Origin of the sequence: Vogesella fluminis (assembly GCF_014652335.1) — a bacterium.
In the GTDB taxonomy this organism is placed as follows: Bacteria; Pseudomonadota; Gammaproteobacteria; order Burkholderiales; family Chromobacteriaceae; genus Vogesella; species Vogesella fluminis.
Genome location: NZ_BMYP01000001.1, coordinates 90662 through 117201, shown reverse-complemented (window position 1 = coordinate 117201; position 26540 = coordinate 90662). Strand labels below are relative to the sequence as shown.

25 protein-coding genes are annotated in these 26540 nt (G+C 67.3%); 16 read left to right on the top strand and 9 right to left on the bottom strand.

Annotated features, from left to right (window positions below):
• Positions 1-30 precede the first annotated feature (30 nt).
• The 4 genes from metH to IE083_RS00510 all read left to right on the top strand — a co-directional run bounded on the left by metH (position 31) and on the right by IE083_RS00510 (position 6753).
• The gene (metH, locus tag IE083_RS00525; RefSeq protein WP_189351687.1) at positions 31-3765 is read left to right on the top strand and encodes a methionine synthase; all 3735 of its coding nucleotides are present in this window, start codon (positions 31-33) and stop codon (positions 3763-3765) included.
• A gap of 2 nt (positions 3766-3767) precedes the next feature.
• On the top strand, positions 3768-4547 hold the full coding sequence (locus IE083_RS00520) for a substrate-binding periplasmic protein (RefSeq protein WP_189351686.1): 780 nt from the start codon (positions 3768-3770) through the stop codon (positions 4545-4547).
• Between the two features lie 288 nt (positions 4548-4835).
• Positions 4836-6317, top strand: a complete 1482-nt coding sequence (locus IE083_RS00515) for a SulP family inorganic anion transporter (RefSeq protein WP_229799518.1) — start codon at positions 4836-4838, stop codon at positions 6315-6317.
• Between the two features lie 187 nt (positions 6318-6504).
• Complete coding sequence (locus tag IE083_RS00510; RefSeq protein ID WP_189351684.1) at positions 6505-6753, top strand: hypothetical protein; 249 nt, start codon at positions 6505-6507, stop codon at positions 6751-6753.
• A gap of 142 nt (positions 6754-6895) precedes the next feature.
• On the opposite strand, the gene thiE is transcribed toward IE083_RS00510, so the two are convergent.
• Both thiE and thiD read right to left on the bottom strand, forming a co-directional pair.
• Positions 6896-7510 carry a thiamine phosphate synthase gene (gene thiE, locus IE083_RS00505; protein WP_189351683.1) on the bottom strand — a complete coding sequence of 205 codons (615 nt, stop codon included), beginning with the start codon at positions 7508-7510 and terminating at the stop codon, positions 6896-6898.
• The gene (thiD, locus tag IE083_RS00500) at positions 7497-8357 is read right to left on the bottom strand and encodes a bifunctional hydroxymethylpyrimidine kinase/phosphomethylpyrimidine kinase (RefSeq protein ID WP_229799517.1); all 861 of its coding nucleotides are present in this window, start codon (positions 8355-8357) and stop codon (positions 7497-7499) included. The genes thiE and thiD overlap by 14 nt, the downstream gene beginning before the upstream one ends.
• 77 nt (positions 8358-8434) lie before the next feature.
• Between thiD and IE083_RS00495 the strand changes: the two genes are divergently transcribed.
• The 6 genes from IE083_RS00495 to IE083_RS00470 all read left to right on the top strand — a co-directional run bounded on the left by IE083_RS00495 (position 8435) and on the right by IE083_RS00470 (position 11539).
• The gene (locus tag IE083_RS00495) at positions 8435-8587 is read left to right on the top strand and encodes a rubredoxin (RefSeq protein ID WP_444545821.1); all 153 of its coding nucleotides are present in this window, start codon (positions 8435-8437) and stop codon (positions 8585-8587) included.
• A gap of 28 nt (positions 8588-8615) precedes the next feature.
• On the top strand, positions 8616-9431 hold the full coding sequence (locus IE083_RS00490) for a M48 family metallopeptidase (protein WP_189351681.1): 816 nt from the start codon (positions 8616-8618) through the stop codon (positions 9429-9431).
• A 117-nt stretch (positions 9432-9548) separates the two neighbouring features.
• On the top strand, positions 9549-9965 hold the full coding sequence (locus IE083_RS00485) for a CopD family protein (protein WP_189351680.1): 417 nt from the start codon (positions 9549-9551) through the stop codon (positions 9963-9965).
• On the top strand, positions 9962-10366 hold the full coding sequence (locus IE083_RS00480; RefSeq protein ID WP_189351679.1) for a DVU_2496 family lipoprotein: 405 nt from the start codon (positions 9962-9964) through the stop codon (positions 10364-10366). Before IE083_RS00485 ends, IE083_RS00480 begins: the two co-directional genes overlap by 4 nt.
• Positions 10350-10811 carry a CYTH domain-containing protein gene (locus IE083_RS00475; RefSeq protein ID WP_189351678.1) on the top strand — a complete coding sequence of 154 codons (462 nt, stop codon included), beginning with the start codon at positions 10350-10352 and terminating at the stop codon, positions 10809-10811. The genes IE083_RS00480 and IE083_RS00475 overlap by 17 nt, the downstream gene beginning before the upstream one ends.
• 215 nt (positions 10812-11026) lie before the next feature.
• Positions 11027-11539: a ClbS/DfsB family four-helix bundle protein gene (locus IE083_RS00470; protein ID WP_189351677.1), complete on the top strand. Its 513-nt coding sequence runs from the start codon at positions 11027-11029 to the stop codon at positions 11537-11539.
• 622 nt (positions 11540-12161) lie between these two features.
• Here the strand turns inward: IE083_RS00470 and prfA are convergent.
• On the bottom strand, positions 12162-13244 hold the full coding sequence (prfA, locus tag IE083_RS00465) for a peptide chain release factor 1 (protein WP_189351676.1): 1083 nt from the start codon (positions 13242-13244) through the stop codon (positions 12162-12164).
• Complete coding sequence (gene hemA / locus IE083_RS00460) at positions 13244-14497, bottom strand: glutamyl-tRNA reductase (RefSeq protein ID WP_189351675.1); 1254 nt, start codon at positions 14495-14497, stop codon at positions 13244-13246. The genes prfA and hemA overlap by 1 nt, the downstream gene beginning before the upstream one ends.
• A gap of 325 nt (positions 14498-14822) precedes the next feature.
• Between hemA and pdxH the strand changes: the two genes are divergently transcribed.
• Genes pdxH through IE083_RS00445 form a run of 3 tightly spaced genes read left to right on the top strand, consistent with a single transcriptional unit; the run spans position 14823 to position 16921 of the window.
• On the top strand, positions 14823-15464 hold the full coding sequence (pdxH, locus tag IE083_RS00455) for a pyridoxamine 5'-phosphate oxidase (protein ID WP_189351674.1): 642 nt from the start codon (positions 14823-14825) through the stop codon (positions 15462-15464).
• Between the two features lie 39 nt (positions 15465-15503).
• Positions 15504-15983, top strand: a complete 480-nt coding sequence (locus IE083_RS00450) for a YehS family protein (RefSeq protein ID WP_189351673.1) — start codon at positions 15504-15506, stop codon at positions 15981-15983.
• Between the two features lie 26 nt (positions 15984-16009).
• Positions 16010-16921 (top strand): Na/Pi cotransporter family protein, encoded by a 912-nt coding sequence (locus IE083_RS00445; protein WP_189351672.1) that lies wholly within the window; start codon positions 16010-16012, stop codon positions 16919-16921.
• Here IE083_RS00445 and IE083_RS00440 read toward each other — a convergent pair.
• On the bottom strand, positions 16918-17121 hold the full coding sequence (locus IE083_RS00440; protein ID WP_189351671.1) for a tautomerase family protein: 204 nt from the start codon (positions 17119-17121) through the stop codon (positions 16918-16920). The two genes, IE083_RS00445 and IE083_RS00440, sit on opposite strands and share 4 nt — an antisense overlap.
• Before the next feature lie 342 nt (positions 17122-17463).
• Between IE083_RS00440 and IE083_RS00435 the strand changes: the two genes are divergently transcribed.
• Complete coding sequence (locus IE083_RS00435) at positions 17464-19476, top strand: methyl-accepting chemotaxis protein (protein WP_189351670.1); 2013 nt, start codon at positions 17464-17466, stop codon at positions 19474-19476.
• A 112-nt stretch (positions 19477-19588) separates the two neighbouring features.
• Here IE083_RS00435 and IE083_RS00430 read toward each other — a convergent pair whose 3' ends face one another.
• From IE083_RS00430 to parC, 3 genes are read right to left on the bottom strand one after another with little or no spacing between them, the layout of a single operon-like run.
• Positions 19589-20932: a sigma-54-dependent transcriptional regulator gene (locus IE083_RS00430; protein WP_189351669.1), complete on the bottom strand. Its 1344-nt coding sequence runs from the start codon at positions 20930-20932 to the stop codon at positions 19589-19591.
• Positions 20898-22451, bottom strand: a complete 1554-nt coding sequence (locus IE083_RS00425) for a sensor histidine kinase (RefSeq protein ID WP_189351668.1) — start codon at positions 22449-22451, stop codon at positions 20898-20900. Before IE083_RS00425 ends, IE083_RS00430 begins: the two co-directional genes overlap by 35 nt.
• A gap of 4 nt (positions 22452-22455) precedes the next feature.
• Complete coding sequence (gene parC, locus IE083_RS00420) at positions 22456-24810, bottom strand: DNA topoisomerase IV subunit A (protein WP_189351667.1); 2355 nt, start codon at positions 24808-24810, stop codon at positions 22456-22458.
• 89 nt (positions 24811-24899) lie between these two features.
• Between parC and IE083_RS00415 the strand changes: the two genes are divergently transcribed.
• A complete protein-coding gene (locus IE083_RS00415; protein ID WP_229799516.1) occupies positions 24900-25358 on the top strand; it encodes a GNAT family N-acetyltransferase in 459 nt (152 codons plus the stop codon).
• A gap of 2 nt (positions 25359-25360) precedes the next feature.
• Positions 25361-25744, top strand: a complete 384-nt coding sequence (locus tag IE083_RS00410; RefSeq protein WP_189351665.1) for a VOC family protein — start codon at positions 25361-25363, stop codon at positions 25742-25744.
• Between the two features lie 22 nt (positions 25745-25766).
• Here IE083_RS00410 and IE083_RS00405 read toward each other — a convergent pair whose 3' ends face one another.
• Complete coding sequence (locus IE083_RS00405) at positions 25767-26495, bottom strand: BPSS1780 family membrane protein (protein ID WP_189351664.1); 729 nt, start codon at positions 26493-26495, stop codon at positions 25767-25769.
• Between the last annotated feature and the right edge of the window lie 45 nt (positions 26496-26540).

Here is a 26540-nt window from a genome sequence, read left to right as displayed (position 1 = left end):
TAGTTTTACTTAAAAAAAGCCGCCTTTGCCATGTCGAAAAATGCCCAGCACGCCGTCCACGATTTGCTCGCCCGCCGCATCCTGATCCTGGACGGCGGCATGGGCACCATGATCCAGCGCCACCGGCTGGAAGAGGCGGACTACCGTGGCGAGCGTTTCCGCAACTGGCCGCGCGACGTGAAGGGCAATAACGACCTGCTGGTGCTGACCCAGCCGCAGATCATCGCCGGAATCCACCAGGCCTATCTCGACGCCGGTGCCGACATCATCGAGACCAACAGCTTCAACGCCACCGCCATCGCCATGGCCGACTACGGCATGGAGTCGCTGGTGCGCGAGCTGAACTACGAAGCCGCCCGACTGGTGAAGGAGCTGTGCGTGGCGGCCACTGCGGCCAACCCCGACAAGCCGCGCTTCTGCGCCGGCGTGCTCGGCCCCACCAGCCGTACCTGTAGCATCAGCCCGGACGTGAACGATCCGGGCTACCGCAACGTGAGCTTCGACGAGCTGGTGGACACCTACAGCGAGGCCATCGACGGCCTGGTAGACGGTGGCGCGGACTTCCTGCTGGTGGAAACCATTTTCGACACCCTGAACGCCAAGGCGGCGGTGTTCGCGATCCACCAGTATTTCGACTTGCGGCCAACCCTGGCGCGGCTGCCGGTCATGATTTCCGGCACCATTACCGACCAGTCCGGCCGCACCCTGACCGGGCAGACCACCGAGGCGTTCTACAACAGCCTGTCGCACGCCGACGCGCTGAGCTTCGGCCTCAACTGTGCGCTGGGCCCGGATCTGCTGCGCCCGTACGTGGAAGAGATGTCGCGCATTTCCGCCACCTATGTGTCGGTGCACGCCAACGCCGGCCTGCCCAACCCGCTGGCGCCCACCGGCTACGACCTGACGCCGGAAGACATGGCGCCGCAGGTGCGCGAGTGGGCGGAGGCCGGGCTGGTGAACATCATCGGCGGCTGTTGCGGCACCACGCCGGAGCACATCGCCGCCATCTACCAGGCGGTGAAGGACCTGCCGCCGCGGCCGCTGCCGCAGATCGAACCCAAGTGCCGGCTGTCCGGGCTGGAGCCGTTCAACATCGGCGACCACGACCTGTTCGTCAACGTCGGCGAGCGCACCAACGTCACCGGCTCCAAGGCCTTTGCCAAGCTGATTCTCAACGGCGACTACGCGACTGCTTTAGATGTTGCGCGGCAGCAGGTGGAAAACGGCGCCCAGATCATCGACATCAATATGGACGAGGGCATGCTGGACGCCCACGCCGCCATGGTGCGCTTCCTCAACCTGATCGCCGCCGAGCCGGACATCAGCCGCGTGCCGATCATGATCGACTCGTCGAAATGGGAGGTGATCGAGGCCGGCCTCAAGTGCATCCAGGGCAAGGGCATCGTCAACTCCATCTCGATGAAGGAGGGCAAGGAGAAATTCGTGGCGCAGGCGCGCCTGCTGCGCCGCTACGGCGCGGCGGTGATCGTGATGGCCTTCGACGAGGCCGGCCAGGCCGACACCTACGCCCGCAAGATCGAAATCTGCGAGAAGAGCTACCGCATCCTGGTGGACGAAGTCGGCTTCCCGCCGGAAGACATCATCTTCGACCCCAACATCTTCGCCGTCGCCACCGGCATCGACGAGCACGCCCGCTATGGCCTGGACTTCATCGAGGCCACCGGCTGGATCAAGCAGCAGCTGCCGCACGCCAAGATTTCCGGCGGCGTGTCCAACGTGTCGTTCTCCTTCCGCGGCAACAACAAGGTGCGCGAGGCGATTCACGCCGTGTTCCTGTACCACGCCATCCAGCGCGGCATGACCATGGGCATCGTCAACGCCGGCGCGCTGGAGGTGTACGACGAAGTCGACGCCGAGCTGCGCGAGCGCATCGAGGACGTGGTGCTGATGCGGCCAACCTTGGACGGCTCCGACGTCACCGAGAACCTGATCGCGCTGGCGGAGAAGTTCAAGGGCGACGCGGTGGCCGGCAAGCAGGGCGAAGACCTGGCCTGGCGCGAACTGCCGGTGGCCAAGCGGCTGGAACATGCGCTGGTGAAAGGCATCACCACCTTCATCGAGCAGGATACCGAGGAAGTGCGTGCCGGCTGCGCCCGCCCGATCCACGTGATCGAAGGCCCGCTGATGGACGGCATGAACGTGGTCGGCGACCTGTTCGGCGCCGGCAAGATGTTCCTGCCGCAGGTGGTGAAGTCGGCACGGGTGATGAAGGCGGCGGTGGCCTACCTGGAGCCGTACATCGAGGAGGAGAAGATCCGCCTCGGCCTGCAGGACGCGCCGGCCAAGGGCGTGATCATCATGGCCACGGTGAAGGGCGATGTGCACGACATCGGCAAGAACATCGTCGCCGTGGTGCTGCGCTGCAACAACTACAAGGTGATCGATCTGGGCGTGATGGTGCCGTGCCAGACCATCCTGGACGCCGCGCGCGAGCACAAGGCCGACATCATCGGCCTGTCCGGCCTGATCACCCCGTCGCTGGAGGAAATGGGCCACGTCGCCAAGGAGATGCAGCGCCAGGGCTTCGACATTCCGCTGTTGATCGGCGGCGCCACCACCAGCCGCGTGCATACCGCGGTCAAGATTGCGCCGCACTACCACGGCCCGGTGATCTATGTGGCGGACGCCAGCCGCGCGGTGGGGGTGTGCTCCAACCTGCTGTCGGACACGCTGCGCGATCCGTTCGTCGCGGAGGTGGCCGATGATTACGCCCGCGCGCGCGCCATCTTCGAGGGCCGCGGCGAGGCCCGCCTGCTGCCGCTGGCCGAGGCGCGCGCGCAGCGCCACCAGATCGACTGGGCCGGCTACACCCCGCCGGCGCCGCAATGGCTGGGCGTGCGCCGCTTCGAGCACTACGACCTGGCCGAGATCGCCGCGGTCATCGACTGGACGCCGTTCTTCCAGAGCTGGGAGCTGGCTGGCCGCTTCCCGGCCATTCTCGACGACGACATCGTCGGCGAATCGGCGCGCGGTCTGTATGCCGATGCCCAGGCGATGCTGCAGCAGATCATCGACCAGCAGTGGCTGACCGCCAACGCGGTGATCGGCCTGTTCCCGGCGCGCAGTGTGGATTGCGACGACATCGAAATCCTGCAGCCGGGCACCCGCGCACCGCTGCTGACCTGGGTCGGCCTGCGCCAGCAACTGGCCAAGGCGACCAAGGACGGCTCGGCAGCCAACCCTGACTGGGCGCTGGCCGACTTCATCGCGCCGCGCGACAGTGGCGTGGCGGACTACATCGGCGCCTTCGCCGTCACCGCCGGCCTCGGCATCGAGCCGCACGTGGCGCGCTTCGAGGCGGCGAACGACGACTACTCGGCGATCCTGCTGAAGGCGCTGGCCGACCGTCTGGCCGAGGCCTTTGCCGAGCTGATGCACCGCCGCGTGCGCACCGAGTTCTGGGGCTACGCGCCGGACGAGCAGCTCGACAACGAGGCGCTGATCGCCGAACAGTATGCCGGCATCCGCCCGGCACCAGGTTACCCGGCCTGCCCGGACCATACCGTCAAGCGCGAGCTGTTCCAGCTCTTGAACGCGCCGGCCATCGGCATGACGCTGACCGAAGGCTACGCCATGCTGCCCACCGCGGCGGTATCCGGCTTCTACTTCAGCCACCCGGATTCGCGCTACTTCGGTATCGGCAAGATCAGCCGCGACCAGGTGGAAAGCTACGCCCAGCGCCGCGGCGTCAGCATGGAACAGGCGGAGCGCGATCTGGCGGCCAACCTCGGCTACAACACCTGATCATGGCGCGCTACCCGGCCCAAGGTTGGCCGCGCCGGCTGCTGACGGCGGCACTGCTGTGGCTGGCGCTGCCGGCGCAGGCGCTGGAGTCGCCGCCGCTGCCGGTGCTGAAGGTGGCGCTGGGCGAAAACAAGCCGCCGTACATCATCGCCGACGGGGCGCGCGGCATCGAGTACGAGCTGGTCGGCAGCGTGCTGCGCGCCGCCGGCTACCAGCCCAGGATCGTGCTGCTGCCCAACCAGCGCGCGCAACAGGCGCTGGCCGACGGCCGCATCGACGCCGCCATCTCCAACAATGGTCCGTTCGTGTCCGAGCCCTACATCGCCTACCGCAATATGGCGATCACGCTGTGCCAGCGCCACCTGCAGCCCAAGCACATCACCGAGCTGGGGCAGTACCGGGTGGCGGCCTTCCACAACGCGCAGCGTTTTCTCGGCGCCGAATTTGCGGCGATGGCCAGGGCCAATGCCGAGTACGTCGAGTCGTCGCCGCAGCCGATACTGAACAACCTGCTGTTCACCGGCCGCACCGATGTCGTGATCTCCGACCTGTTCATCTTCCTGCACTTCTCGATGCAGCCGGACGTGCCGCTGAACAACCGCCAGGCGCTGTGCACCCACGCACTGTTCCCGCCGACGCAGTACGCGCTGTCGTTCCGCGATGCGCGCGCGCGCGACCGCTTCAACAAGGCGCTGCAGCAGCAGGCGCAGGCCGGGCTGTACCAGACGCTGGCGCAGCGCTACCGCCTGCCGGGGGCGGAGCAGCCGCTGTTCCGCCCATAGCCGCCCGGCAGCGGCACGTTGCGGCCAACCTTGCGTACCGGCTGAGCGCCACCCGTGGCGACAAGTGACTGTTTTTGTGGAATAATCGCCGGTTTTTCCGACCTGCCAGAGCCAGACCGATGTAGCACTGCGTCCCTTCCCAGGCTGTTCCGCACTTCTCTCCGGGCGTTTCCGCCCGCTTCCGTATCGAGCTTGGCGCCGTATGCGCTGCCGCCCTGTGCGGCCGTGCGCGCTGCGCGCGCGCTGTTTTTCTGGAGAACCGTTTTGAGCAATTCAGGCCCTGCGGCATTGAAAACCGAATTTTTTAGTGGTCTTACCGTGGCGCTGGCACTGGTGCCGGAGGCGATCGCCTTCGCGCTGATCGCCCACGTCAGCCCGCTGACCGGGCTGTATGCCGCCTTTTTCCTGTGCCTGATCACGGCGCTGTTCGGCGGCCGTCCGGGCATGATCTCCGGCGCCACCGGCGCGCTGGCGGTGGTGATGGTCAGCATCGTCACCCGGCACGGCGTCGAATACCTGTTCGCCAGCGTGGTGCTGATGGGGATATTCCAGCTGCTGTTCGGCGTGCTGAAACTGGGCAAATTCATCCGCATGGTGCCGCATCCGGTGATGCTGGGCTTCGTCAACGGCCTGGCGATCGTGATCTTCCTGGCACAGTTCGGTCATTTCAGGCTGGATGGCGCGTGGATGGACGGCCGGCAGCTGCTGACCATGGGCGGGCTGATCGCGCTGACCATGGCCATCATCTACCTGTTGCCCAGGCTGACGACGGCGATTCCGTCGGCACTGGCCGCGATCCTGATCGTGGCCGCGCTGGTGGCCGGTCTCGGCATCGACACCAAGACTGTCGGCGACATGGGCTCCATTGCCGGCGGCCTGCCGCAGTTCCACCTGCCGCAGGTGCCGCTGACGCTGGACACGCTCTACATCATCCTGCCGTATTCGCTGATTCTGGCCGCCATCGGCCTGATCGAATCGCTGCTGACGCTGAACCTGATCGACGACATTACCGACAGCCGCGGCCAGCCCAACCGCGAATCGCTGGCGCAAGGTGCGGCCAACGTGGTGGCCGGCTTTTTTGCCACCATGGGCGGCTGCGCCATGATCGGCCAGAGCATGATCAACATCAACAACGGCGCCCGTCAGCGTGCATCCGGCATCGTCGCCGCGCTGTTCCTGCTCGGCTTCATCCTGTTCCTGGCACCGTGGATCGAGATGATTCCGCTGGCGGCGCTGGTGGGGCTGATGTTCGTGGTGGCCGAGAAGACCTTCGAGTGGGGCAGCCTGCAGGCGCTGCGCAAGATCCCGCGCCAGGACGCGATCATCGTCGTCGGCGTGACGGTCATTACCGTGCTGACCGATCTGGCCATCGCCGTACTGGCTGGCGTGATGTTTGCCGCGCTGGTGTTCGCCTGGCAGCACGCCAAGACCATCCGTGTCACGACCCGCACCGACGCGCAGGGCTGGAAGGTGTACGAGCTGGAAGGCAGCCTGTTCTTCGCCTCTGCGGCCAACTTCAGCGAGCTGTTCGCGCCCAGGAGCGACCCGGAGCACGTGGTGATCGAGTTCCGCCGCGCGCGGGTGGTCGACCACTCCGCCATCGAGGCCATTGATGCGCTGGCCGCGCGCTACCAGCAGGAAGGCAAGACCTTGCACCTGCGCCACCTGAGCCCGGACTGCCTGGAGCTGCTGGACAAGGCCAAGGGCATGGTGGAGGTGAACCGCTTCGAAGACCCGCACTACCACATCGCCGACAACAAGCTGGGCTGAGCCGCGCCTTTCGAGTCCAGACCGCCACGCCCCACGTGGCGGTTTTTTTGCGGCCAACGTTGGCCGCGCCGTGTTGCCGCCTTGTAACGGGACGGATACAAAACCGCAGCATGGACAAGTTGCAGTAACGCTAGGCTACAAATCGTCAGGCCGCAGGGGCGGCGACAGCACAGCAAAGGACAGCAACATGAGTCTCTCCGGCATCGCGGCAGCGGGGTCCTCCGTGGTCTATGGTCTTGGCAATATGGGTAGCGGAGCGGTGAAGATCGCCTCCGGCATCGGCGACATCGGCTCCGGCACGCTGCAGGTGGTCCGTGGCGTGGCCAGCGGCATCGAGGAGGGCAGCGACGCGCTGTATGGCGGCTTTTCCGCCACCGGTGCGGTGCTGGCCGGCGGCCTGCAGGCGGTGGGCAGCATCATCGACGCGGTGGCCTGACGCCGGCTTACGCTCGCGCGCGCACGCGAGTTCAGGCGAAAACGACGGCGGCAGGCGGGTCTATCTCCGGATAAACACTGCTGCCGCAGCCGTTTTTAATGCCGTCTCGCCCGGTTTTAGAGAGCCGGGCGCGAAGCGCCGCTCAACGGTACAGCGCCGCCAGCGTGCGCGCCGCGGCGCAGGGGTCGGCCTGTCCGAACAGGCCGCCGATCACCGCGATGGCGTCGGCGCCGGCGGCGACCACCGTGCCGGCATTGGCGGCGGTGATGCCGCCGATGGCGACGCGCGGCACGCCCAGATCGGCGCTGTCGGCGAACAGCGACAGCGGCGCCGCCACGGCGCCGGGTTTGGTGGCGGACGGGTACACCGCGCCGAAGGCGACGTAGCTGGCGCCGGCGGCCACCGCCGCGTGCGCCAGCGCCAGGCTGTCGTAGCAGCTGGCGCCGACGATGGCGTCGGGGCCGAGCGCGGCGCGGGCGGCGGCGATGCCGGCATCGTTGCGGCCAACGTGCACGCCGTCGGCGCCGATGGCGCGTGCCAGCTCGACATCGTCATTGATGATGAACAGCGCGTTGCGGCTGCGTGCCAGGCTGGCCAGGATATTGGCCTGCCACAGCCGGCGCACGGTGTCGCTGCCCTTGTTGCGGTACTGCAGGATACGCGCGCCGCCGTCGAGCACGGCGCCGACCTGTTCGATCAGGCGCTCGCTGTCGTCGGTGTCCGGGGTGATGGCGTACAGGCCGTTAAACGTTTGCATCTTGTTCCTTGTCGCTATCGTCGTCGCCGGCGTCGTCGTTGGCCCAGAACAGGCGGTCGGGAATGTACTGCCCCATGCCGGGGCGGAAGCCGTGGCGCAGCGCCTGCCAGGTGTAGTCCTGCGCCTCCTTCACCGCCTCCGGCACCGCCAGCCCGCGCGCCACCAGCCCGGCGATGGCGGCGGCGAGGGTGCAGCCGGAACCATGGAAGCTGCCGTTGAGTCTGGGCCAGGTGTCGACGCGGATTTCGCCGCCCAGGTCGTAGAGCCGGTTTTCCACGTCGCGCGTCGGCTCGTGGGTGCCGGTGATGAACACGTAGTCGCAGCCCAGCCGCGTCAGGCGGCGGGCGCAGTCGGCCACCGACAGCTCTTCCTCGTCGTCGGCGTCGTTGGCCGCCAGCCGCCGTGCCTCGATGCTGTTGGGGGTCAGCACCGTCACCTGCGGCAGCAGCATGTCGCGCAGCACGTGGATCATGTCCTCGCGCGCGAGCTCGTCGCCGGCGCCGCTGGCCAGCACCGGGTCGTAGATCAGCGGGATGTCCGGGTAGTCGGCGACCAGTTCGGCGATGGCGACCACGTTGTCGATGCTGCCGATCATGCCGACCTTGAACGCGGCCACCGGCATGTCTTCCAGCACCGCGCGCGCCTGGTCGAGCACCCATTCGTCGTCGATGACCATGAAGCCCTGCACGCCGCGGGTGTCCTGCACCGTGATGGCGGTGATCACCGACAGCGGATGGCAGCCCATGCTGGCCAGGGTCAGGATGTCGGCCTGGATGCCGGCGCCGCCGGTGGGGTCGGCTCCCGCCAGCGTCAGCACGATGGGCGGGAGAATGATGTCTTGGCTCAAGGCTTAACCTCTCGGGTCTTACAGGATTTACAATACGATTTTAACCGAGCGAAGGTTTTATCATTATGCAAACCTGGATGTGTCTGATCTGCGGCTTCATCTACGACGAAGCGGCAGGCCGTCCGGAAGACGGCATCCCGCCCGGCACCAGGTGGGAAGACGTGCCGATGAACTGGACCTGCCCGGATTGCGGTGCCCGCAAGGACGATTTCGAGATGATGGCGTTCTGAGCGGCGCCACGGCAAGAGGAAACATGAAATGACTAACTGGCTGACCCGTACCGGATGTGTGCTGATGCTTTCCGCGGCTGTTGCCGGCTGTGTCAACACCACCGCCACCGGCGCCGTGGGCGCCAGCCGCAAGCAGCTGATGCTGCTGTCGCCGCAGGAAGTGGAGCAGGCCTCCGCGCAGTCCTACGTGCAGGAGGTGGGCAAGGCGCGCAGCGCCGGCAAGCTCAATACCGATGCCGCGTTGACCCGCCGCGTACGCGCGGTGTCGCAGCGCCTGATCGCGCAGGTGCCGGTGTTCCGCGCCGACGCGCGCAACTGGAAGTGGGAGGTGAATGTCACCCAGTCCGACGAGCTGAACGCCTACGCGATGGCCGGCGGCAAGATCATGGTCTACAGCGGCATCGTCAACCGCCTGCGCCTGAGCGACGACGAAATGGCGGCCATCATCGGCCACGAGATCTCGCACGCGCTGCGCGAACACTCGCGCGAAAGCATGAGCCAGGCCTACGCGCAGCAGATGGGCCTCGGCATCGTCGGCCAGCTGGCCGGCCTGTCGCAAGGCTCGATGGAACTGGCGGCGATCGCCGCCGACGTGGCACTGACCAAGCCCAACAGCCGCACCATGGAATCCGAGGCCGACGTCATCGGTCTGGAGCTGATGGCGCGCGCCGGCTACAACCCGAACGCGGCGGTGACGCTGTGGCAGAAGATGATGCAGGCCGGAGCCGGCAGCGGGCCGAGCTTCCTGTCCACCCACCCGTCCGGCCCGGCGCGCATCGACGAGCTGCAACGGCTGATCCCGCGCCTGATGCCGCTGTACGACGCCGCCCGCAAGGCGCGCTGACGCATGCCGCCGGCGCCCGGCATGGTGCAACATGGATCAAGGCAAGGTTGGCCGCAGCACGTATCATCGTGCGTTCCCGGCGGCACCAGGCCGGCCGTACACAATAACGGACCCTGAATGACCTATCTCTACATCAAGGCTTTTCACCTGTTTTTTGTCATTTCCTGGTTCGCCGGCCTGTTCTACCTGCCGCGGCTGTACGTCAACCTGGCACAGGCCGGGCCGGGCAAGGAATACGATCGCCTGCTGCTGATGGCCGGCAAGCTGTACCGCTTCATGACACCGCTGGCGGTGCTGGCGCTGGCGCTCGGTCTGGTGCTGTGGCTGGGCTACGGCGTCAGCGGCGGCTGGCTGCACGCCAAGCTGGTGCTGGTGACGGTGCTCGCCGGCTACCACGGCTACTGCTACCGGCTGCTGCAGGACTTCGTGCGGCAGCGCAACCGCCGCAGCCACGTCTGGTTCCGTTTCTTCAACGAATTACCGGTGCTGCTGCTGCTGGCAGTGCTGATCCTGGTGGTGGTGAAACCGTTTTGATCAAGCTCCTGCTCCCCCTCGCGCTGGCGGCGCTGCTCACCGGCTGCCGGCAAGACTGCGACGGCCACGTCTACATCCTGGCCCAGGGCCTGGCCGCCGGCGCCAGCGTGCCCGGCAAGATGGCACCGGCCGCCCTGCCGGCCGGCTTCCCGCACGGCCAGCTGTCGGCCGACGGCTCCTACGCCGGCCGCAAGGCCTACTGCAACGTCACCGCCGCGCGCAGCGACTATGTCGACAGCGCCCGCGCCGGCCGCATCGCCGTGCCCGGCGCCTGGTCGGTGTGGCAGACCGACGCGCGCTGGCCGGACGACGTGCACCCCTATCGCCCCGCGGACTGGCGCCTGAAAGCGCCGGCCCGCCTCGTCAAGGAAATGGAAAAACACAATGGCAGTGGAAATTGAACGCCGCTTCAGGGTAAACGGTGACGCCTGGCGCGGTCTGGCCGAAGGCGTGCGCTACCGTCAGGGCTATCTGTCGGTAGAAAAGGAACGCACCGTGCGCGTGCGCGTGGTCGGCGACCAGGCGTGGCTGACGCTCAAGGGCCAGATCAGCGACATCAGCCGCCACGAGTTCGAATACGCGATCCCGGTGGCGGAGGCGCAGACCATCATGGATGCGATGTGCCCGATGATGGTCGACAAGCTGCGCTACCGCATTAGCTTCGGCGGCTTCGTGTGGGAGGTGGACGAGTTCTTCGGCGCCAACGCCGGGCTGGTGCTGGCCGAGATCGAGCTGCCGTCGGAAGACACCGCCTTCGACAAGCCGGACTGGATAGGCGAGGAAGTGACCTTTGACGGGCGCTTTACCAATGCTTATCTGTCGAAAAACCCGTTCGGGTCGTGGTGAGCGGCTGAGGTTGCGGCCGAGGTTGGCCGCAGACCGGTATGAACAAGGGCAAGCCGGCTGGCTTGCCTTTTTTATGCATTATTGATAGTTTGTCCCGGATTTGCAGGCCGGGCAGAGCGTGGCGAGGCCCGGCATTTATCGGGCAATAGTACGGTATGGTGGGTGTCGGGCTTTGCAGGCCCGGCGCCAACCTGCAGGCTCAGGAGGAATTCAGTATGGCCGTCCCACAGACCAGGCAAGAACTGCTGCATGCCATCCGGACCACGTACCAGAAACTGGCGGCGGATCTTGCCGGTGTGCCTCCGCAGCGAGCCCAAGTCGCCACGCTGGAGGGGCATATGCAGGGTTCGCGAATGAGCGTGATCGATCTGGTGGCCTACCTGATCGGTTGGAACCTCCTGGTGCTGAAATGGCACGATGCCAAGTCACACGGACGGCCAGTCGATTTTCCCGAAACCGGGTACAAGTGGAACGAATTGGGACGCTTGGCACAGAAGTTCTATGCCGATCATCGGGATGAAAACTACCCACGCTTGCTCGAACGGCTTGAGCAGGTCCACGCTCGTATCGTCGAGCTGGTTGAAGGGGAGGACGATGCGTCGCTGTACGGGAAACCCTGGTACGAAAAATACACGTTGGGGCGCATGATCCAGTTCAATACATCCTCGCCCTATGCCAACGCACGGTCGCGCCTGCGCAAGTGGAAGAAGGAAAGCGGCATCAATTGACAGCGCTGCAGGGCGCGTTACCCGCAGGACGACGTACCACGATGGCGGCTTGCGGCCAACCTTGTTTGGGTCTGCTGAATCCGCGGCGCGGATGATGGTTTATCTTGCCGCTTGCCGCTTGCCGCTTGCCGCTTGCCGCTTGCCGCTTGCCGCTTGCCGCTTGCCGCGCGGCGGACGGGAAAGGGGGATACCGCATCCCCCTTTTCACATCGCTGAGCGAATCAGAGATTCGCACGCAGACCGTTCTTCCCGACGGCGCAAGAATTCCCGTGATAGCTGCCGCCATCCCGGCGCCGCCCATACGCTGCGCTCAAAAGAGGGCGGCTTGTTCCCGGGCTGGCGACAGTTGTCACGGCCGGCACCAACGGGAGCGGGTGCATCGATTGGGTGCCGGTTGGCGATTGAAGTGCCTTGCGGCCAACCTTTCCGTTTTTATTTTCGTGTCTTTCCGCGGGTTTCGTGGCCAAAAACGACTTTGCCTTGGTCCGTGTCTTTCCGTGTGCTTCTGTGGCAAAAACCAAAACCGCTTACCGCGACAAGGTTGGCCGCAAGCCATGTCGGCTTACGCTGCGCTAACCCGACCTGTTGCCACTTGCGGCCAACGTTGGCCGCACAAGCTGCGTCAACTCCCCTCCGACAGCTGCGCCAGCAGCTCCGCCTGGCGCTCGGCCACCAGCGCGTCGGTCAGCTCGTACAGGTCGCCGTCCATCGCCTGGTCCAGCTTGTACAGGGTGAGGTTGATGCGGTGGTCGGTGATGCGGCCCTGCGGGTAGTTGTAGGTGCGGATGCGCTCGGAGCGGTCGCCGGAGCCGATCAGGCTCTTGCGCTCGGCCGCTTCCTTCTGGTTCTTCTCGCGCAGCTGGATGTCGTAGATGCGCGCCGCCAGCACCTGCATGGCGCTGGCCTTGTTGGCGTGCTGCGAGCGGCCATCCTGGCATTCGGCGACGATGCCGGTGGGCAGGTGGGTGATGCGCACCGCGGAGTCGGTCTTGTTGATGTGCTGGCCGCCGGCGCCGCTGGCGCGATAGGTGTCGATGCGCAGGTCGGCGGGGTTGAGCACTACCTCGGCGATCTCGTCGGCCTCGGCCATCACCGCCACGGTGCAGGCGGAGGTGTGGATGCGGCCCTGGGTCTCGGTGGCCGGCACGCGCTGCACGCGGTGGCCGCCGGATTCGAATTTCAGCCTGGAATAGGCGCCCTGGCCGACCAGGCGCACGATGACTTCCTTATAGCCGCCGAGGTCGGATTCGCTGGCGGAGACGATCTCGGCCTGCCAGCGGTTGCGTTCGGCAAAGCGGGTGTACATGCGCAACAGGTCGGCGGCGAACAGCGCCGCCTCGTCGCCGCCGGTGCCGGCGCGGATTTCAAGAAAGATGTTCTTGTCGTCGTTGGGGTCTTTCGGCAGCAGCAGTTTCTGCAGCTCGACATCCAGCGCGGCGAGCCGGTTTTTGGCGTCGCCGATTTCTTCCTGCGCGAATTCCTTCATGTCCGGGTCGTCCAGCAGTTCGCTGGCGGTGGCGATGTCGGCTTCGCACTGGCGGTAGGCGTTGAACGCCTCGACCACCGGGGTCAGTTCGGCGTGTTCGCGGGTGAGCTTGCGGAAGGTGTCCATGTTGGCGGTGGCCTGTTCGGACATCAGCAGTTGCGTGACTTCTTCCAGCCGGTCGTCGAGCTGGGCCAGTTTCGCGGCAATCGAGGGTTTCATTACGACTCCGGGTGCAAACGATACAGGCTGGCGATCAGCGCCACCTGCGCGTCGTGCGCCGCGCCGCTGCCGGAAGACAGCGCCTGCGTCGGCGGATGCATCAGTTTGTTGGTCAGTTGTACCGACAGGACTTCCAGCACTTTTTCCGGCGCTGCGCCGCGGGCCAGCTGTTTCATGGCGGCCTCCAGCGCGTTGCGGCGGGTGCGTTCGGCTTCGTCGCGCAGCGCGCGGATCAGCGGCACGCTTTCGCGGCGCTTGAGCCAGTCGCTGAATTCGCCGACGCGGTGGGCGATGATGGTTTCGGCTTCTTCCGCCGCCTGGCTGCGCGCCTGCTGGCCGACTTCGACGATGCCGGCGATGTCGTCGACGGTGTAGAGGTAGACGTCGGACAGCTCGCCGACCTCGGCCTCGATGTCGCGCGGCACCGCCAGATCGAGCATGAAGATCGGGCGGTGGCGGCGTGCCTTGATGGCGCGCTCGACCATGCCCTTGCCGATGATGGGCAGCTGGCTGGCGGTGGAGCTGACCACCACGTCGTAGTGGTGCAGGTGATCGGGCAGCTCGGCGAGGGTGATGGCGTTGCCGCCGAATTGCGCCGCCAGCGCCTGGCCACGCTCCAGCGTGCGGTTGGCGACGGTGAGACAGGCCGGCTTGCGCGCGGCGTAGTGGGTGGCGACCAGCTCGATCATCTCGCCGGCGCCGATGAACAGCACCTTCAGCTCGCCGACCGAGGCGAAGATCTGCTCGGTGAGACGCACGCCGGCGGCGGCCATCGACACCGAGCTGGCGCCGACCGCGGTCTGGCTGCGCACGTCCTTGGCCACGGCAAAGGTTTTCTGGAACAGGCCGTTGAGCAGGCTGCCCAGCGTGCCGGCGCGCTCGGCGGTGCGCACCGCGTCCTTGATCTGGCCCAGGATCTGCGTTTCGCCCAGCACCATGGAGTCTAGCCCGGAGGCGACACGGAAGGCGTGGCGCGCCGCTTCGGCGGCGTCGAGCTGGTACAGGTAGGGACGCACTTCGTCCAGGCTCAGGCCGTGGTAGCTGGCCAGCCACGCCAGTGCCGCGTCCGGCTGCTGCGTGGCGCAGTACAGCTCGGTGCGGTTACAGGTAGAGACGATGGTCGCCTCGCGCGCGGCCTGCGAATCCACCAGCTGCGCCAGGGCGCCCGGCAGGGTTTCTGCAGGGAAGGCCAGCCGTTCGCGTATCGCCAGCGGGGCGGTGTGGTGGTTCAGTCCAAAGGCAACCAGGTGCATGAGTGCAAGGAAAAGCCGCAGTGGGAAACGGGCTATTCTAGCCCAAAACCGCCGTGGCGAGGGCACTGGCCCGCGCTGGCCGGTGGCGGCTTGACCTGCATCAGGCGAACAGGTGGCCGGCGTGGAAGCGCGGCTGCGCCTCGATGAAGCTGGCAATGGGGCAATGGTCGTGGCCGCAGCCTGCGTCGTTATCGGCACCGGTCCGGACTTGCCCGCGTCGATGCCGGTCATGTGCGCACCGAACGATCGCCGCAAGGCGGGTTCGTCCCTGCGGCGGGCTGCGCTATCATGGCGGCCAATACCGTCATTCATTCAGGAGCCAGCCATGGCGCTCAATCTCGCCGATATCCGCCTCGAATACAGCCGGCACGAACTCTCGCCCGACGACTGCCTGCCGGACGCCGTGGCCCAGTTCGAGCAGTGGCTGCACGAGGCCATCGCCGCCGAAGTCAACGAGCCGACCGCGATGCACGTCGCCAGTGTCGACGAGCACGGCCGGCCGTCGGCGCGCATCGTGCTGCTGAAAGGGGTGGAACACGGGCAACTGCTGTTCTATACCAATTACCTCAGCCGCAAGGGCCGCCAGCTGGACGCCAATCCCTATATCGCCATCACCTTCTTCTGGCCGGAGCTGGAACGGCAGGTGCGCATCGAGGGCCGCGTGGCGCGGGTGGCGGGCGAGGTGTCCGACGCCTACTTCGCCAGCCGGCCCTACACCAGCCGCATCGGCGCCTGGGCCAGCGAGCAGAGCAGCGTGATCGACAGCAAGGCGGTGCTGGTCAGCCGCGCCGCCGGCTTCGGCCTCAAGCACCCACTGTCGGTGCCGCGCCCGCTGCACTGGGGTGGCTACGCGGTGGTGCCGGACCGCGTCGAATTCTGGCAGGGCCGCCCCAGCCGCCTGCACGACCGCGTGCTGTACACCCTGCAAGCCGACGGCAGCTGGCTGCGCCAGCGCCTCGCCCCCTAACCCGATATTGGCCGCCTGCGGCCAACCTTGAAGACAGCCATGATCAATAACGACATCCTGCGCAGCGTGCGCTTCATCATTGATTGCCCCGACAACCGCATGCTGGCCATCCTGCGCCACGTCGAGCCGCTGGCCGACGACGACTTCGCGCCGCTGCTGAAGAAGGACGACGACCCGGCCTTCCGCCAGTGCAGCGACGAGCTGCTCGGCGCCTTTCTCGATGGCCTGATCATCGAACGCCGCGGCCGCCGCGACGGCGCACCGGCCCCGGCGCCGCTCCTGCGCCTCAACAACAACGAGATCCTGAAGAAGCTGCGCATCGCCTTCGAACTGACCCAGGAAGACATCGAGGCGCTGATGGCGCGCAGCGGCTTCAAGGTGTCCGGCAGCGAGATCGGCGCGCTGTTCCGCAAGGCCGACCACAAGCACTTCCGCCCCTGCGGCGACCAGTTCCTGCGCTACCTGCTGAAGGGGCTGGCGCTGCGCGAACGGCCGGACAGCCCGGCCGGCAACAACTGAGTGGGTGCTGACACGGGGCGGGCGAGATGAGTGAATTCCAGATTGCGCTGTCGGTGCTGGCCACGGTAGTGCTGTTCCTGTACGGGCTGCAGAGTTTCAGCCAGGAGGTGCAGCATCAGGGCCGCGAGCGGCTGCGGGACGCGCTGGCGCGCCTGACCGGCAACCGCTACAGCGGCTTCCTGCTCGGCGCGGTGTTTACCGCGCTGGTGCAGTCGAGCAGCGCGGTGTCGTCACTGGCGGTATCGCTGGTCAATGCCGGCGCGCTGTCCTTCTCCGGCAGCCTGGCCGTGCTGCTGGGCGCCAATGTCGGCACCACCGCCACCGCCTGGCTGGTGAGCTTCAAGCTCACCGGCATCGGCCCCTTCTTCATCGTGCTGGGGGCGCTGCTCAGCGTGCTGCCCGGCCCGCTGCGGGTGGCCGGCAAGAGCATTTTCTATTTCGGCCTGATCTTCTTCGCGCTGGACCTGATCTCGCTGGCGCTGGTGCCGGTGAAGAACGACCCGCGCCTGCTGATGCTGCTGGCGGCGGTGGACACGCCGCTGGCCGGGGTGCTGGTCGGCCTGCTGGTCACCGCGCTGGTACAGTCCAGCAGCGTGGTCACCGGGCTGGTGGTGCTGCTGGTGGCGCAGGGCAGCATGGACGTGCATACCGCCATCGCCATCATCGTCGGCGCCAACGCCGGCTCCACCGGCACTGCGCTGCTGGCCAGCCTGCCGCTGTCGAGCACTGCCAAACACACCGCGCTGGCCAACCTGCTGTTCAATCTCGGCGGCGTGCTGCTGTACCTGCCGCTGTTCTCCGGCGCGCTGCTGCGGCTGGCGCTGGACCCGGCGATGACGGTGGCGCTGGCGCACCTGATCTTCAACTGCAGCATCGCGCTGCTGTTCCTGCCGCTGCTGGGGCCGATCGCGCGCCTGCCCGCCCGCCTCGCGCGCTAGCTGCCGCGTGCGCGGCGCACGGTGACGCTCTCGCCGCCTATGCCCCAGTTGTCGGTATCGATCTCGTCGATCACCACCACGGTAGTGGCCGGGTTCTTGCCCAGCACGTCGCGCAGCAGGTCTGTCACCCCGGCGATCAGTTCTGCCTTCTGCTCCTGCGTCGCACCCTCGCGGGTAATCTTGATATTCACGTACGGCATGGTTTTTCCTCGGTAAGGGTTGGCCGCAAGCCGCGATTACGGCTGGCAACGGTGCAGGCGGCCCGTGCAGCAACGGTGCCGCCTGCGGCATCGCAGCGTAGCACAAGCGGGAAGGGTGAGGCGGGCGGCCATGACCGGTGCATACCTCCCATTGATGAGAATGATTATCAATAAACGTTGATTTATGTCAAACTGTAACAATGCCCTCTGCGTTAGCATCACGGCATACGCTGCAAGTTGCCATGATTACGGCATGATAAGAACAGCGGCCGCACTGACAAGCAGACTCACCTATCAATCCGTACTCCAGAACCCGCCATGTCCCGTACATCATCTCCAGGCTTGTCCCTGGCCCAAAAGCTCAGCCTGTTGCTGAGCATCGCCCTTTTCGTGGTTCTCGGCATCGCCGGGATCGTCATCAGCAGCTGGCTGGGCGAGCGCATGGAACAGCGCTCGGTCGCCGCCATGAGCCAGGTCAACCGGCAGGTGGTAGACACCATCGATGCCTACGCCAGTGTGCTGGAAAACCATGCCCGCACCAGCGCGGTGCAACTGGCGGCCAATCTGCCGCAGCCGCTGCGCAGCGACAGCAGCGCCCCGGCCAGCGTCGGCGGCGTCAGCACTCCGGCGCTGTACGGCGGCGAGCAGCTGCTCAACGGCAACGATGCCATCGTCGACCGCTTCAGCACCGCCACCGGCGGCGTGGCGACGCTGTTCGTGCGCGAGGGCGACGACTTCGTGCGCATCGCCTCGTCGCTGAAAAAGGAGGACGGCACCCGCGCCGTCGCCACCCGCCTCGACCACGACCACCCCGCCTACGCGCTGCTGCGCGGCGGCCAGCCGTATACCGGCAGTGCCAGCCTGTTCGGCCGCGACTACATGACCCACTACCTGCCGCTGAAGGATGCCGGCGGCGCGGTGGTCGGCGTCATGTTTACCGGCATCGACTACAGCGACGGACTGCGGGCACTGAAGCAGAAGATCCTGTCGCTGAAGATCGGCGACAGCGGCTACGTGTACGTGGTGGACGCCAGACAGCGCCCCGGCGAGCTGCTGATCCACCCCAATGCGGAAGGCAAGAGCCTGCTGGACAAGACCGATGCCGATGGCAAACCCTTCATCAAGACCATGCTGGCACAGAAAAACGGGCAGAGCAGCTACCTGTGGCTGGACCCGGGCGCCAGCGAGCCGCGCCGCAAGCTGGCCACCTTCCTCACCTATGAGCGCTGGGGCTGGCTGGTGGCCACCGGCGCCTACCAGGACGAGCTGGTACGCGAGCCGCACGAGATGCAGCTGAAGATGCTGCTGGGCACGCTGCTGGTGACGCTGCTGCTGGTGGTGCTGGTGTTCCTTGCCATGCGCTACTGGGTCAGCCGCCCGCTGGCGCAACTGGTGGACGTCTCGCGCCGCGTCGCCTCCGGCGACCTGACCGTGGCCATCGACAGCCGCCGCCGCGACGAGATCGGCGAGGTGCTGGCCGCCAGCAACCACATGTGCCAGGCGCTGCGCCAGCTGATCGGCGATGTGAACCAGAGCGTGGACAGCCTGGCGCACAACGCGCACAACCTGGCGGCGCTGTCCGATGACGTGTCCGGCAGCTCGCGCGAGCAGAGCGCGGCGGTATCGGCGATGGCTGCCAGCATCGAGGAAATGACGCACAGCATCAACCAGGTCAGCCAGCACGCCGGCAGCGCGCGCGAGCTGGCCGTGCAATCGGACGAAGTATCAAGAAGCGGCGAGATCACCGTCGGCCACACCGTGGATACCATGCGTGAAATCGCGGCGGCCTCGTCCGCCACGGCCGGCACCGTCACCCGGCTGGGCGATCGCTCGGAACAGATCAGCCGCGTGGTCACCGTGATCCGCGACATCGCCGACCAGACCAACCTGCTGGCGCTGAATGCCGCGATCGAGGCGGCGCGCGCCGGCGAGATGGGGCGCGGCTTTGCCGTGGTGGCCGACGAGGTGCGCAAGCTGGCCGAGCGCACCACGCAATCGACGCTGGAAATCACGGCCACCGTAGGCCACATCCAGAACGAAGCGCGCGATGCGGTGGACAGCATGAGCGGCAGCGTGCTGCAGGTCGAAGCCGGCGTGAAATCCGCCAGCGAGGCCGGTGTCAGCCTGCAGAGCATCCGTGACGGCGCGAGGCAGGTGGAACAGGCGGTGGTCGGGATTTCCGACGCGCTGCGTGAACAGAGTACTGCCAGCCTCGACATCGCCCATAACGTGGAGCGGGTGGCGCAGCAGGCCGACCAGAACCATCATAAGGCGCATGATGCCTCGCTGGCCGCCTGCGAGATGACGGCGATGGCGCAGCAGTTGCGGCAGTCGGTGGCGCGCTTCCGCGTGTAAGGGCCGGTTCACGCCCTGCCGCGCGCAGGCCCCGGTAGCAAAAAGGCGTTACCGCAGTGGTAACGTCTTTTTCGTTGCGGCCAACGTTGGCCGCAGCAGTCGCCGGACAGGCTCACTTCATGCCCAGCCGCTCCAGCCGGTAGCGCAGCGAGCGGAAGCTGACGCCCAGCAGCCGCGCCGCCTGGGTGCGGTTGCCGTCGCTGGCCTGCAGCGCCTTGTCGATGGCGGCGCGCTCGACACGGTCGAGGTAGTCCTGCAGCGTCTCGCCGCCGTCCTGCGGCTGCGCGCCGGGGGCGGCCGCCTCCGCGCCGCTGGCGCCCAGCTGCAGGTCGCCGGCGCGGATGCAGCCGTCGCTGGCCAGCGCCACCGCCCGCTCCAGGATGTTCTCCAGCTCGCGGAAGTTGCCGGGATAGTGGTAGGCCAGCAGCGCCTGCAGCGCGGCGGCGTCCAGCTGCGGCTGTTCGCTGCCGGCGCTGAAACGCTGCAGCAGGCGGGCGACGAACTGCGGCAGGTCGTCGCGCAGCTCGCGCAGCGACGGCATCGCCAGCCCGATCACGTTCAGGCGGTAGTACAGGTCCTGGCGGAAGCGGCCCTGTTCCACCAGCTGTACCAGGTCGCGGTGGGTGGCGCTGAGCAGGCGCACGTCGACCGCCTCCTCCTGCGCCGCGCCCAGCCGGCGCACCTTTTTTTCCTGGATCGCGCGCAAGAGCTTGACCTGCATCGCCAGCGGCAGGTCGGCGACCTCGTCGAGGAACAGCGTGCCGCCGTGGGCGAGCTGGAAGAAGCCGTCGCGGTTGGCGTCGGCGCCGGTGAAGGCGCCCTTGCGGTAGCCGAAGAACTCGCTTTCCATCAGCGCTTCCGGGATCGCGCCGCAGTTCACCGCGACAAAAGGTTGGCCGCAACGTGCGCTCTGCTCGTGGATCTGCCGCGCCGCCTGCTCCTTGCCGGTGCCGGACTCGCCGCTGATGTGCACCGCCGCTTGCGTGCGCGCCAGCTTGTCTATCATCGCGCGCACGTCGCAGATCGCCGCCGCGCCGCCCAAGAGGCGCGACTCGCTGCCGGCGGCGGCGGCGGCGGCCGGTTCGCGCACCGCCAGCGCCGACTTCACCAGCGCGCGCAGCGCGGCCAGGCTCAGCGGCTTGGCCAGGTAGTCGAAGGCGCCGGCCTTCATCGCCGCCACCGCGTTCTCGGTGCTGCCGTAGGCGGTGATCACCGCCACCGGGATGTCCAGCTGCTGTTGCTGGATGTACTGCACCACCTGCAGCCCTTCGCCGTCCGGCAGCCGCATGTCGGTGAGCACCAGGTCGCAGCGCTCGCGCGCCAGCAGGCGGCAGGCATCGGCAACGTTGGCCGCCGCCAGCACCTGCAGCCCCATCTTGAGCAGGGTCAGCTGCAGCAGCTCGCGCAGGTCCGGCTCGTCGTCAACGATCAGTACGCAGGAGGAGGTCGGGGTCATGGCTTTCCGGGAAGGTCAGTTGAAAGCAGCCGCCGGGCGGCTGGTAGGACAGCTGCGCGCCGTTGGCCTGTGCCAGCTCGCGCGCGATGTACAGGCCGAGGCCGGTGCCGCTGCTTTCGGTGGTGAAGAAGGGCTCGAACAGGCGTCCCTGTGCCGTTTCAGACAGGCCGGGGCCGTCGTCCAGCACAGTCAGCCGCTCTGCGATGGCCACCAGCTGCACCGCGCCCGGCTGCGCGCTGCCGTGGCGGCAGGCATTGGCCAGCAGATTGGTGAGGATGCGCTGCAGGTGGCTGCGGTCGAAGCGCACCGTCACCGTCGCCTCCACCTGCCAGCCGAGGCGGCCGTGGTATTCCGGGTGCGCCAGCAGGAAGCTCGCGATCAGCTCGTCGACAAAGGGCGACAGCGGGAACACCTCGCCGTGCACGCGGTCGCGGCGGCCCAGCTGCAGCACCTCGGCCACCAGATGCTCAATGCGCGCGCAGTTGTCGCCCACCATGGCGCTCAGCCGCTGCGTCAGCGGCGTCGCCGCCTCTTCGCCCAGCAGCTCGGCGGCGTGGCTGATTGCCGCCAGCGGGTTGCGGATCTCGTGCGCGATATTGGCGGTCAGCCGCCCCAGCGCCGCCAGCTTCAGCTGCTGCGCCTCGGCGGCCAGCTGGTCTGCCGGGCGCAGGAACACCACCAGCAGCAGGCTGTCGTCCTCCGCCAGCGGCACCATGCGCCCGATCAGCTGCCGGCCGCCCAGATCCAGATCGACGGCCTGCTCCTGCAGCGGCAGGCCCTGCCGCTGCCAGCACCGGATCAGCGGCTGCAGCGCCGGTGGCGACTGGTCGCGCTGCAGCTCGCCGAACAGGCGGCTGGCGGGGGTGTTGAACTGGCGCAGCACGCCCTGTGCGTCCAGCACCAGCACCGCCTCGCGCAGCGCCTGCAGCGCCAGCGCGTTGACGCGGTTGAGGCTGGCCAGCTGGCTGCCGCGCCGCGCCGCCAGCAACTCCGACTGCCGCGCCTTGCGCGACAGCAGCCACATGGTGGCGCTGGTGACGAAGCCGGCGATCGCCAGCAGCGCCGCCTGCAGCAGCTGGTTGCTGTCCAGCCCGTCGTGCCAGGCGTTCAGCGCGACGCTGGCGAACAGGCTGAAGGTGGCCAGCGCGGCGTAGAACAGCGCCAGCCGGCCGCTGACCAGCATGCCGGCCACGGCCAGGAAGGGCAGCAGCAGCATGCCGAAGCCGCTTTTCACGCCGCCGTAGAGATGGGTAAAGCTGCTGATCAGCACGATGTCGGCGGCCAGCGTCGCCGTCAGCAGCCACGACAGCGGCAGCGCCAGGCGACCGACCAGCGCGCCGGCCACCACCAGCGCGCCGTAGGCCAGCGCCCACTGCCCCAGCGCGGCGCGATCCAGCGCCTGTTCCGGCAACACCCACTGCGTCATCAGCAGCAGCACCGCCACCAGCGCGATGCGGAACAGGTTGAAAAAGCGCAGCGCCTTGCGGGTCGACAGCAGCGCGGCGGGCGGCGGCGTCATTGCGTCAGTCCGGCTGGCGGATGGCGCCGACCGTCCACTTCTTCGGCAGCAGCTTGCCCTTGCTGCCGCGCTTGCCGTCGAATTCGGCCAGCGCCAGTTTCTCGTCCGCGCTCTTGCCGCGCACCGAGACCGTGGACAACAGCGCCTTGTCACCGGCCACCAGGCCGATGGCGGTCAGCGCCTCGCCCGCCGCCAGCGACATCAGCATCAGGCCGCGGCCCTTGGCCAGCTCCTTCAGCTCGCCGGCCGGGAACGCCAGCGCCCGGCCGCCATCGCTGGCGGCCACCAGGCGCAGGCCGTCAAGGTTGGCCGCAATGCGTACCGGCGCGAGCACCGTCTCGCCGGCGTCCAGCGTCAGGAACGCCTTGCCGGCCTTCACGCGGCCGCTCATGTCGCCAAGCTTGGCGATGAAGCCGTAGCCGCCGCTGCCGGCCACCACGTAGCGGGTGGCGTCCGGCGCCGACAACAGCTGCGCCGGCTTGGCGCCGTCCTGCAGCTCGACCAGGGACGCCACCGGCACGCCGTCGCCGCGCCCGGTCGGCACGTCGGCGGGGTCGATGGTGTAGGCGCGGCCGCGGCTGTCGAGCACGATCAGCGACCACACCGTGCGCGTCTCCACCACGGTGTGCAGGCCGTCGCCGTCCTTGAACGAGAGCGCCGACAGGTCGACGTTGTGGCCGACGCGGGCGCGGATCCAGCCCTTCTGCGACAGGATCACCGTCACCGGCTCGTCGGCGGTGGTCTGCGTCAGCACCGCGCGCTCGGCGACCTTGATCTCGCTGCGGCGCGTGTCGCCGTACTTCACCGCATCGCTGCGGATTTCCTCGGCCATCTTGCCGCGCAGCGCACCCTCGTTATCCAGCAGGTGGCGCAGGCCATCGCGCTCCTTGCGCAAGTCGGCCAGCTCCTTCTCCAGCTTGAAGCCTTCCAGCCGCGCCAGCTGGCGCAGGCGGATTTCCAGGATGTCCTCGGCCTGCGCCTCGGATAAACCAAAGGCCTTGATCAGGTCCGGCTTCGGCTCGTCCGACTCGCGGATCACGCGGATCACTTCATCGATATGGATGAAGGCGATCATGCGCCCTTCCAGGATGTGGATGCGCTTGTCGACCTGGCCGAGGCGGTAGTTGAGGCGGCGGGTGATGGTGTGTTGGCGGAAGGACAGCCACTCGGCGAGGATGGCTTTCAGCCCCTTCTGCGCCGGGCGGCCGTCGAGGCCGATCATCACCAGGTTCATCGAGGCGTTGCCTTCCAGGCTGGTCTGCGCCAGCAGGATGTTGATGAATTCATGAGGGTCCTGGCGGCTGGATTTCGGCTCGAACACCAGCCGCACCGGCTGTTCGCTGTCGGATTCGTCGCGCACGCGGTCGAGCAGCGACAGCATCAGGCTCTTCAGGTTCTGCTGTTCCTGGGTCAGCGCCTTCTTGCCGGATTTCAGCTTCGGGTTGGTGGCTTCCTCGATCTCGGCCAGCACCTTCTGCGCGCTGGAGCCGGGCGGCAGCTGGCTGACGATGATGCGCCACTGGCCGCGCGCCAGTTTTTCCACTTCCCACTTGGCGCGCACGCGCACGCTGCCGCGGCCAACCTCGTAGGCGGCGAGGATGTCGTCGTGGGCGGTGATGATCTGGCCGCCACCGGGGAAGTCCGGCCCCGGCACGTGGGCCATCAGCTCGGCGGTGGTGAGATCCGGATCGGCCAGCAGCGCCAGCGCGGCGGAGGCGACTTCCTTCAGGTTGTGCGGCGGGATCTCGGTGGCCATGCCCACCGCGATGCCGGAGGCGCCGTTGAGCAGCATCATCGGCAGGCGCGCCGGCAGCAGCGCCGGCTCCTCGAAGGCGCCGTCGTAGTTGGGCACGAAGTCCACGGTGCCCATGTCGATCTCGCCCAGCAGCAGCTCGGCGATCGGCGTCAGCCGCGCCTCGGTGTAACGCATCGCCGCGGCGCCGTCGCCGTCGCGCGAGCCGAAGTTGCCCTGGCCGTCGATCAACGGGTAGCGCAGGGTGAAGTCCTGCGCCATGCGCACCAGCGCCTCGTAGGCGGAGCTGTCGCCGTGCGGATGGTATTTACCGAGGATTTCGCCGACCACGCGCGCCGATTTCACCGGCTTGGCGCCGTGCACCAGGCCCATGTCGCGCATCGCATACAGGATGCGGCGCTGCACCGGCTTCTGGCCGTCGGCCACCTCCGGCAGCGCGCGGCCCTTGACCACGCTCATCGCGTATTCGAGATAGGCGCGCTCGGCGTACAGGTCGAGCGCCAGCTGGCCGTCGTCGTCGACCAGATCGGCCGCCGGCGGCGCGGGCGGGGCAGGGGGCACGCTGGCGTCGGGCAGCGTGCCGGCAAACAGATCGTCGTGATTCATAAGGGTCCGTACGGCGTGCGGTCAGCACATCGTGCTATGGTGTGGGTCACAAAACTGGCAATGGGGCAAATTGTACTATGGCAAGTCAGGTGAGGTGGCACTGCCACGGTTTTGATGATTTCGGCGTGCGGCAGCTGTACGAGGTGCTGCAGCTGCGCGATCAGGTGTTCGTGGTGGAGCAGCAGTCGATCTACGGCGATCTGGACGGTCTCGACCAGCGCTGCCGGCATCTCAGCGGCCGCGACGGCAGCGAGCGGCTGCTGGCCTACGCCCGGCTGCTGGCGCCGGGCGTCAGGTATCCGGACGCGGTGGCCATCGGCCGGGTGGTGGTCGCGCCCGATCGCCGCGGCGGCGGGCTGGGGCGGCTGCTGATGCTGCAGGCGATCCACCACTGCGAACAGCTGTATCCGGGGTGCGCCATCATGCTGTCGGCGCAGGCCCCGCTACAGCGTTTTTACGAGGGGCTGGGCTTTGTGGTGCGGTCCGATCCCTATGACGACGGCGGCATGCTGCATGTCGACATGTACCGTCACAACGCCAGGGCCTGAACATGAACCATGCCTACCTGATCCTGTACGTGGCAGACCAGCCGCGAGCCGCCGCATTCTACCGCGCCGCCCTGGCCTGCGACCCGCGCCTTGATGTACCCGGCATGACCGAGTTCATGCTGCCCGGCGGCGCGGTGCTGGGGCTGATGCCCGAAGCCGGTATCCGCCGCTTGCTGGGCGAGGCGCTGCCCGATCCGGCGCAAGCCGCCGGGATACCGCGCGCCGAGCTGTACCTGCCGGTCGCCGATCCCGCCGCCTGCCATGCCCGTGCGCTGGCTGCCGGCGCACGCGAACTGTCGCCGCCGGCAGTGCGTGGCTGGGGCCATGTCGCCGGCTACCTGCTCGACCCGGACGGCCATGTGCTGGCATTCGCATGTCCGGCATGAGATGCGGCCAACCTTGGTGCGGCTACAGCCGCCGAGGCATGCCCTCGCCGCAGACATCGTGCCAGGCCATGAACACGGTGACGAACATCACCGGCAGCCACAGCAGCAGGCCAAGGCCGAACGGCAGCAGCGCCAGTCCGAACAGCACCGCCAGGATCAGGCCGCAGTACAGCATCGCGCCCCAGTTCGCCATGCCGGCGCGTGCGCTGTAGCGCATCGCCGGCAGCGGCTCACCCTCGCGCAGCACGATTTCCGCCGGCGCGAACCAGTAGCTCAACGATGCGACGAACAGGCCGCCGCCCATCAGCAGCGTCAGCAGCAGCATCAGCACCGGTGAGCGCGCGAACGCCTGCTGCGTCTGCAGCGTGTCGCCGAACAGCAGCAACAGCAGCACCGCCATCATCATCAGCAACAGCACCAGCAGGCCGAAGTAGGCGATGCCCAGCATCACCAGCCGCTGCCAGTGCGGCTTCAGCATCAGGAACAGGTCCAGCGGCCGCAGCTGCTCGCCGCGCATCGCCTTGGCCGCGGCCAGCACGAAGCCGCCGGCGAACACCGGCACCGACACCATGCTCAGGAACTGGCCGACCACCGGCAGCGCCGCCACGGTGAGCTGGATCATGCCGTACATCGCGGCAAACAGCAGCCAGGTCAGCGGCTGCTCGCGCACCAGGAAAAAGGCCTGCTGGATCCAGACGCCCCCCTGGCGAAACGGCACCTTGTGCGGCACCGGAATGGATAGAGACTCCACGGCTGACAACTCCCCTGTTGTTGATGTGATGGCCGCCCGCCAGTG

Coding starts and splice junctions, on each gene's coding strand:
- metH (WP_189351687.1), top strand. CDS start 31: ATGTCGAAAAATGCCCAGCACGCCGTCCACGATTTGCTCGCCCGCCGC.
- IE083_RS00520 (WP_189351686.1), top strand. CDS start 3,768: ATGGCGCGCTACCCGGCCCAAGGTTGGCCGCGCCGGCTGCTGACGGCG.
- IE083_RS00510 (WP_189351684.1), top strand. CDS start 6,505: ATGAGTCTCTCCGGCATCGCGGCAGCGGGGTCCTCCGTGGTCTATGGT.
- thiE (WP_189351683.1), bottom strand. CDS start 7,510: ATGCAAACGTTTAACGGCCTGTACGCCATCACCCCGGACACCGACGAC.
- IE083_RS00495 (WP_444545821.1), top strand. CDS start 8,435: ATGTGTCTGATCTGCGGCTTCATCTACGACGAAGCGGCAGGCCGTCCG.
- IE083_RS00490 (WP_189351681.1), top strand. CDS start 8,616: ATGACTAACTGGCTGACCCGTACCGGATGTGTGCTGATGCTTTCCGCG.
- IE083_RS00485 (WP_189351680.1), top strand. CDS start 9,549: ATGACCTATCTCTACATCAAGGCTTTTCACCTGTTTTTTGTCATTTCC.
- IE083_RS00475 (WP_189351678.1), top strand. CDS start 10,350: ATGGCAGTGGAAATTGAACGCCGCTTCAGGGTAAACGGTGACGCCTGG.
- IE083_RS00470 (WP_189351677.1), top strand. CDS start 11,027: ATGGCCGTCCCACAGACCAGGCAAGAACTGCTGCATGCCATCCGGACC.
- prfA (WP_189351676.1), bottom strand. CDS start 13,244: ATGAAACCCTCGATTGCCGCGAAACTGGCCCAGCTCGACGACCGGCTG.
- hemA (WP_189351675.1), bottom strand. CDS start 14,497: ATGCACCTGGTTGCCTTTGGACTGAACCACCACACCGCCCCGCTGGCG.
- pdxH (WP_189351674.1), top strand. CDS start 14,823: ATGGCGCTCAATCTCGCCGATATCCGCCTCGAATACAGCCGGCACGAA.
- IE083_RS00450 (WP_189351673.1), top strand. CDS start 15,504: ATGATCAATAACGACATCCTGCGCAGCGTGCGCTTCATCATTGATTGC.
- IE083_RS00445 (WP_189351672.1), top strand. CDS start 16,010: ATGAGTGAATTCCAGATTGCGCTGTCGGTGCTGGCCACGGTAGTGCTG.
- IE083_RS00440 (WP_189351671.1), bottom strand. CDS start 17,121: ATGCCGTACGTGAATATCAAGATTACCCGCGAGGGTGCGACGCAGGAG.
- IE083_RS00430 (WP_189351669.1), bottom strand. CDS start 20,932: ATGACCCCGACCTCCTCCTGCGTACTGATCGTTGACGACGAGCCGGAC.
- IE083_RS00425 (WP_189351668.1), bottom strand. CDS start 22,451: ATGACGCCGCCGCCCGCCGCGCTGCTGTCGACCCGCAAGGCGCTGCGC.
- parC (WP_189351667.1), bottom strand. CDS start 24,810: ATGAATCACGACGATCTGTTTGCCGGCACGCTGCCCGACGCCAGCGTG.
- IE083_RS00410 (WP_189351665.1), top strand. CDS start 25,361: ATGAACCATGCCTACCTGATCCTGTACGTGGCAGACCAGCCGCGAGCC.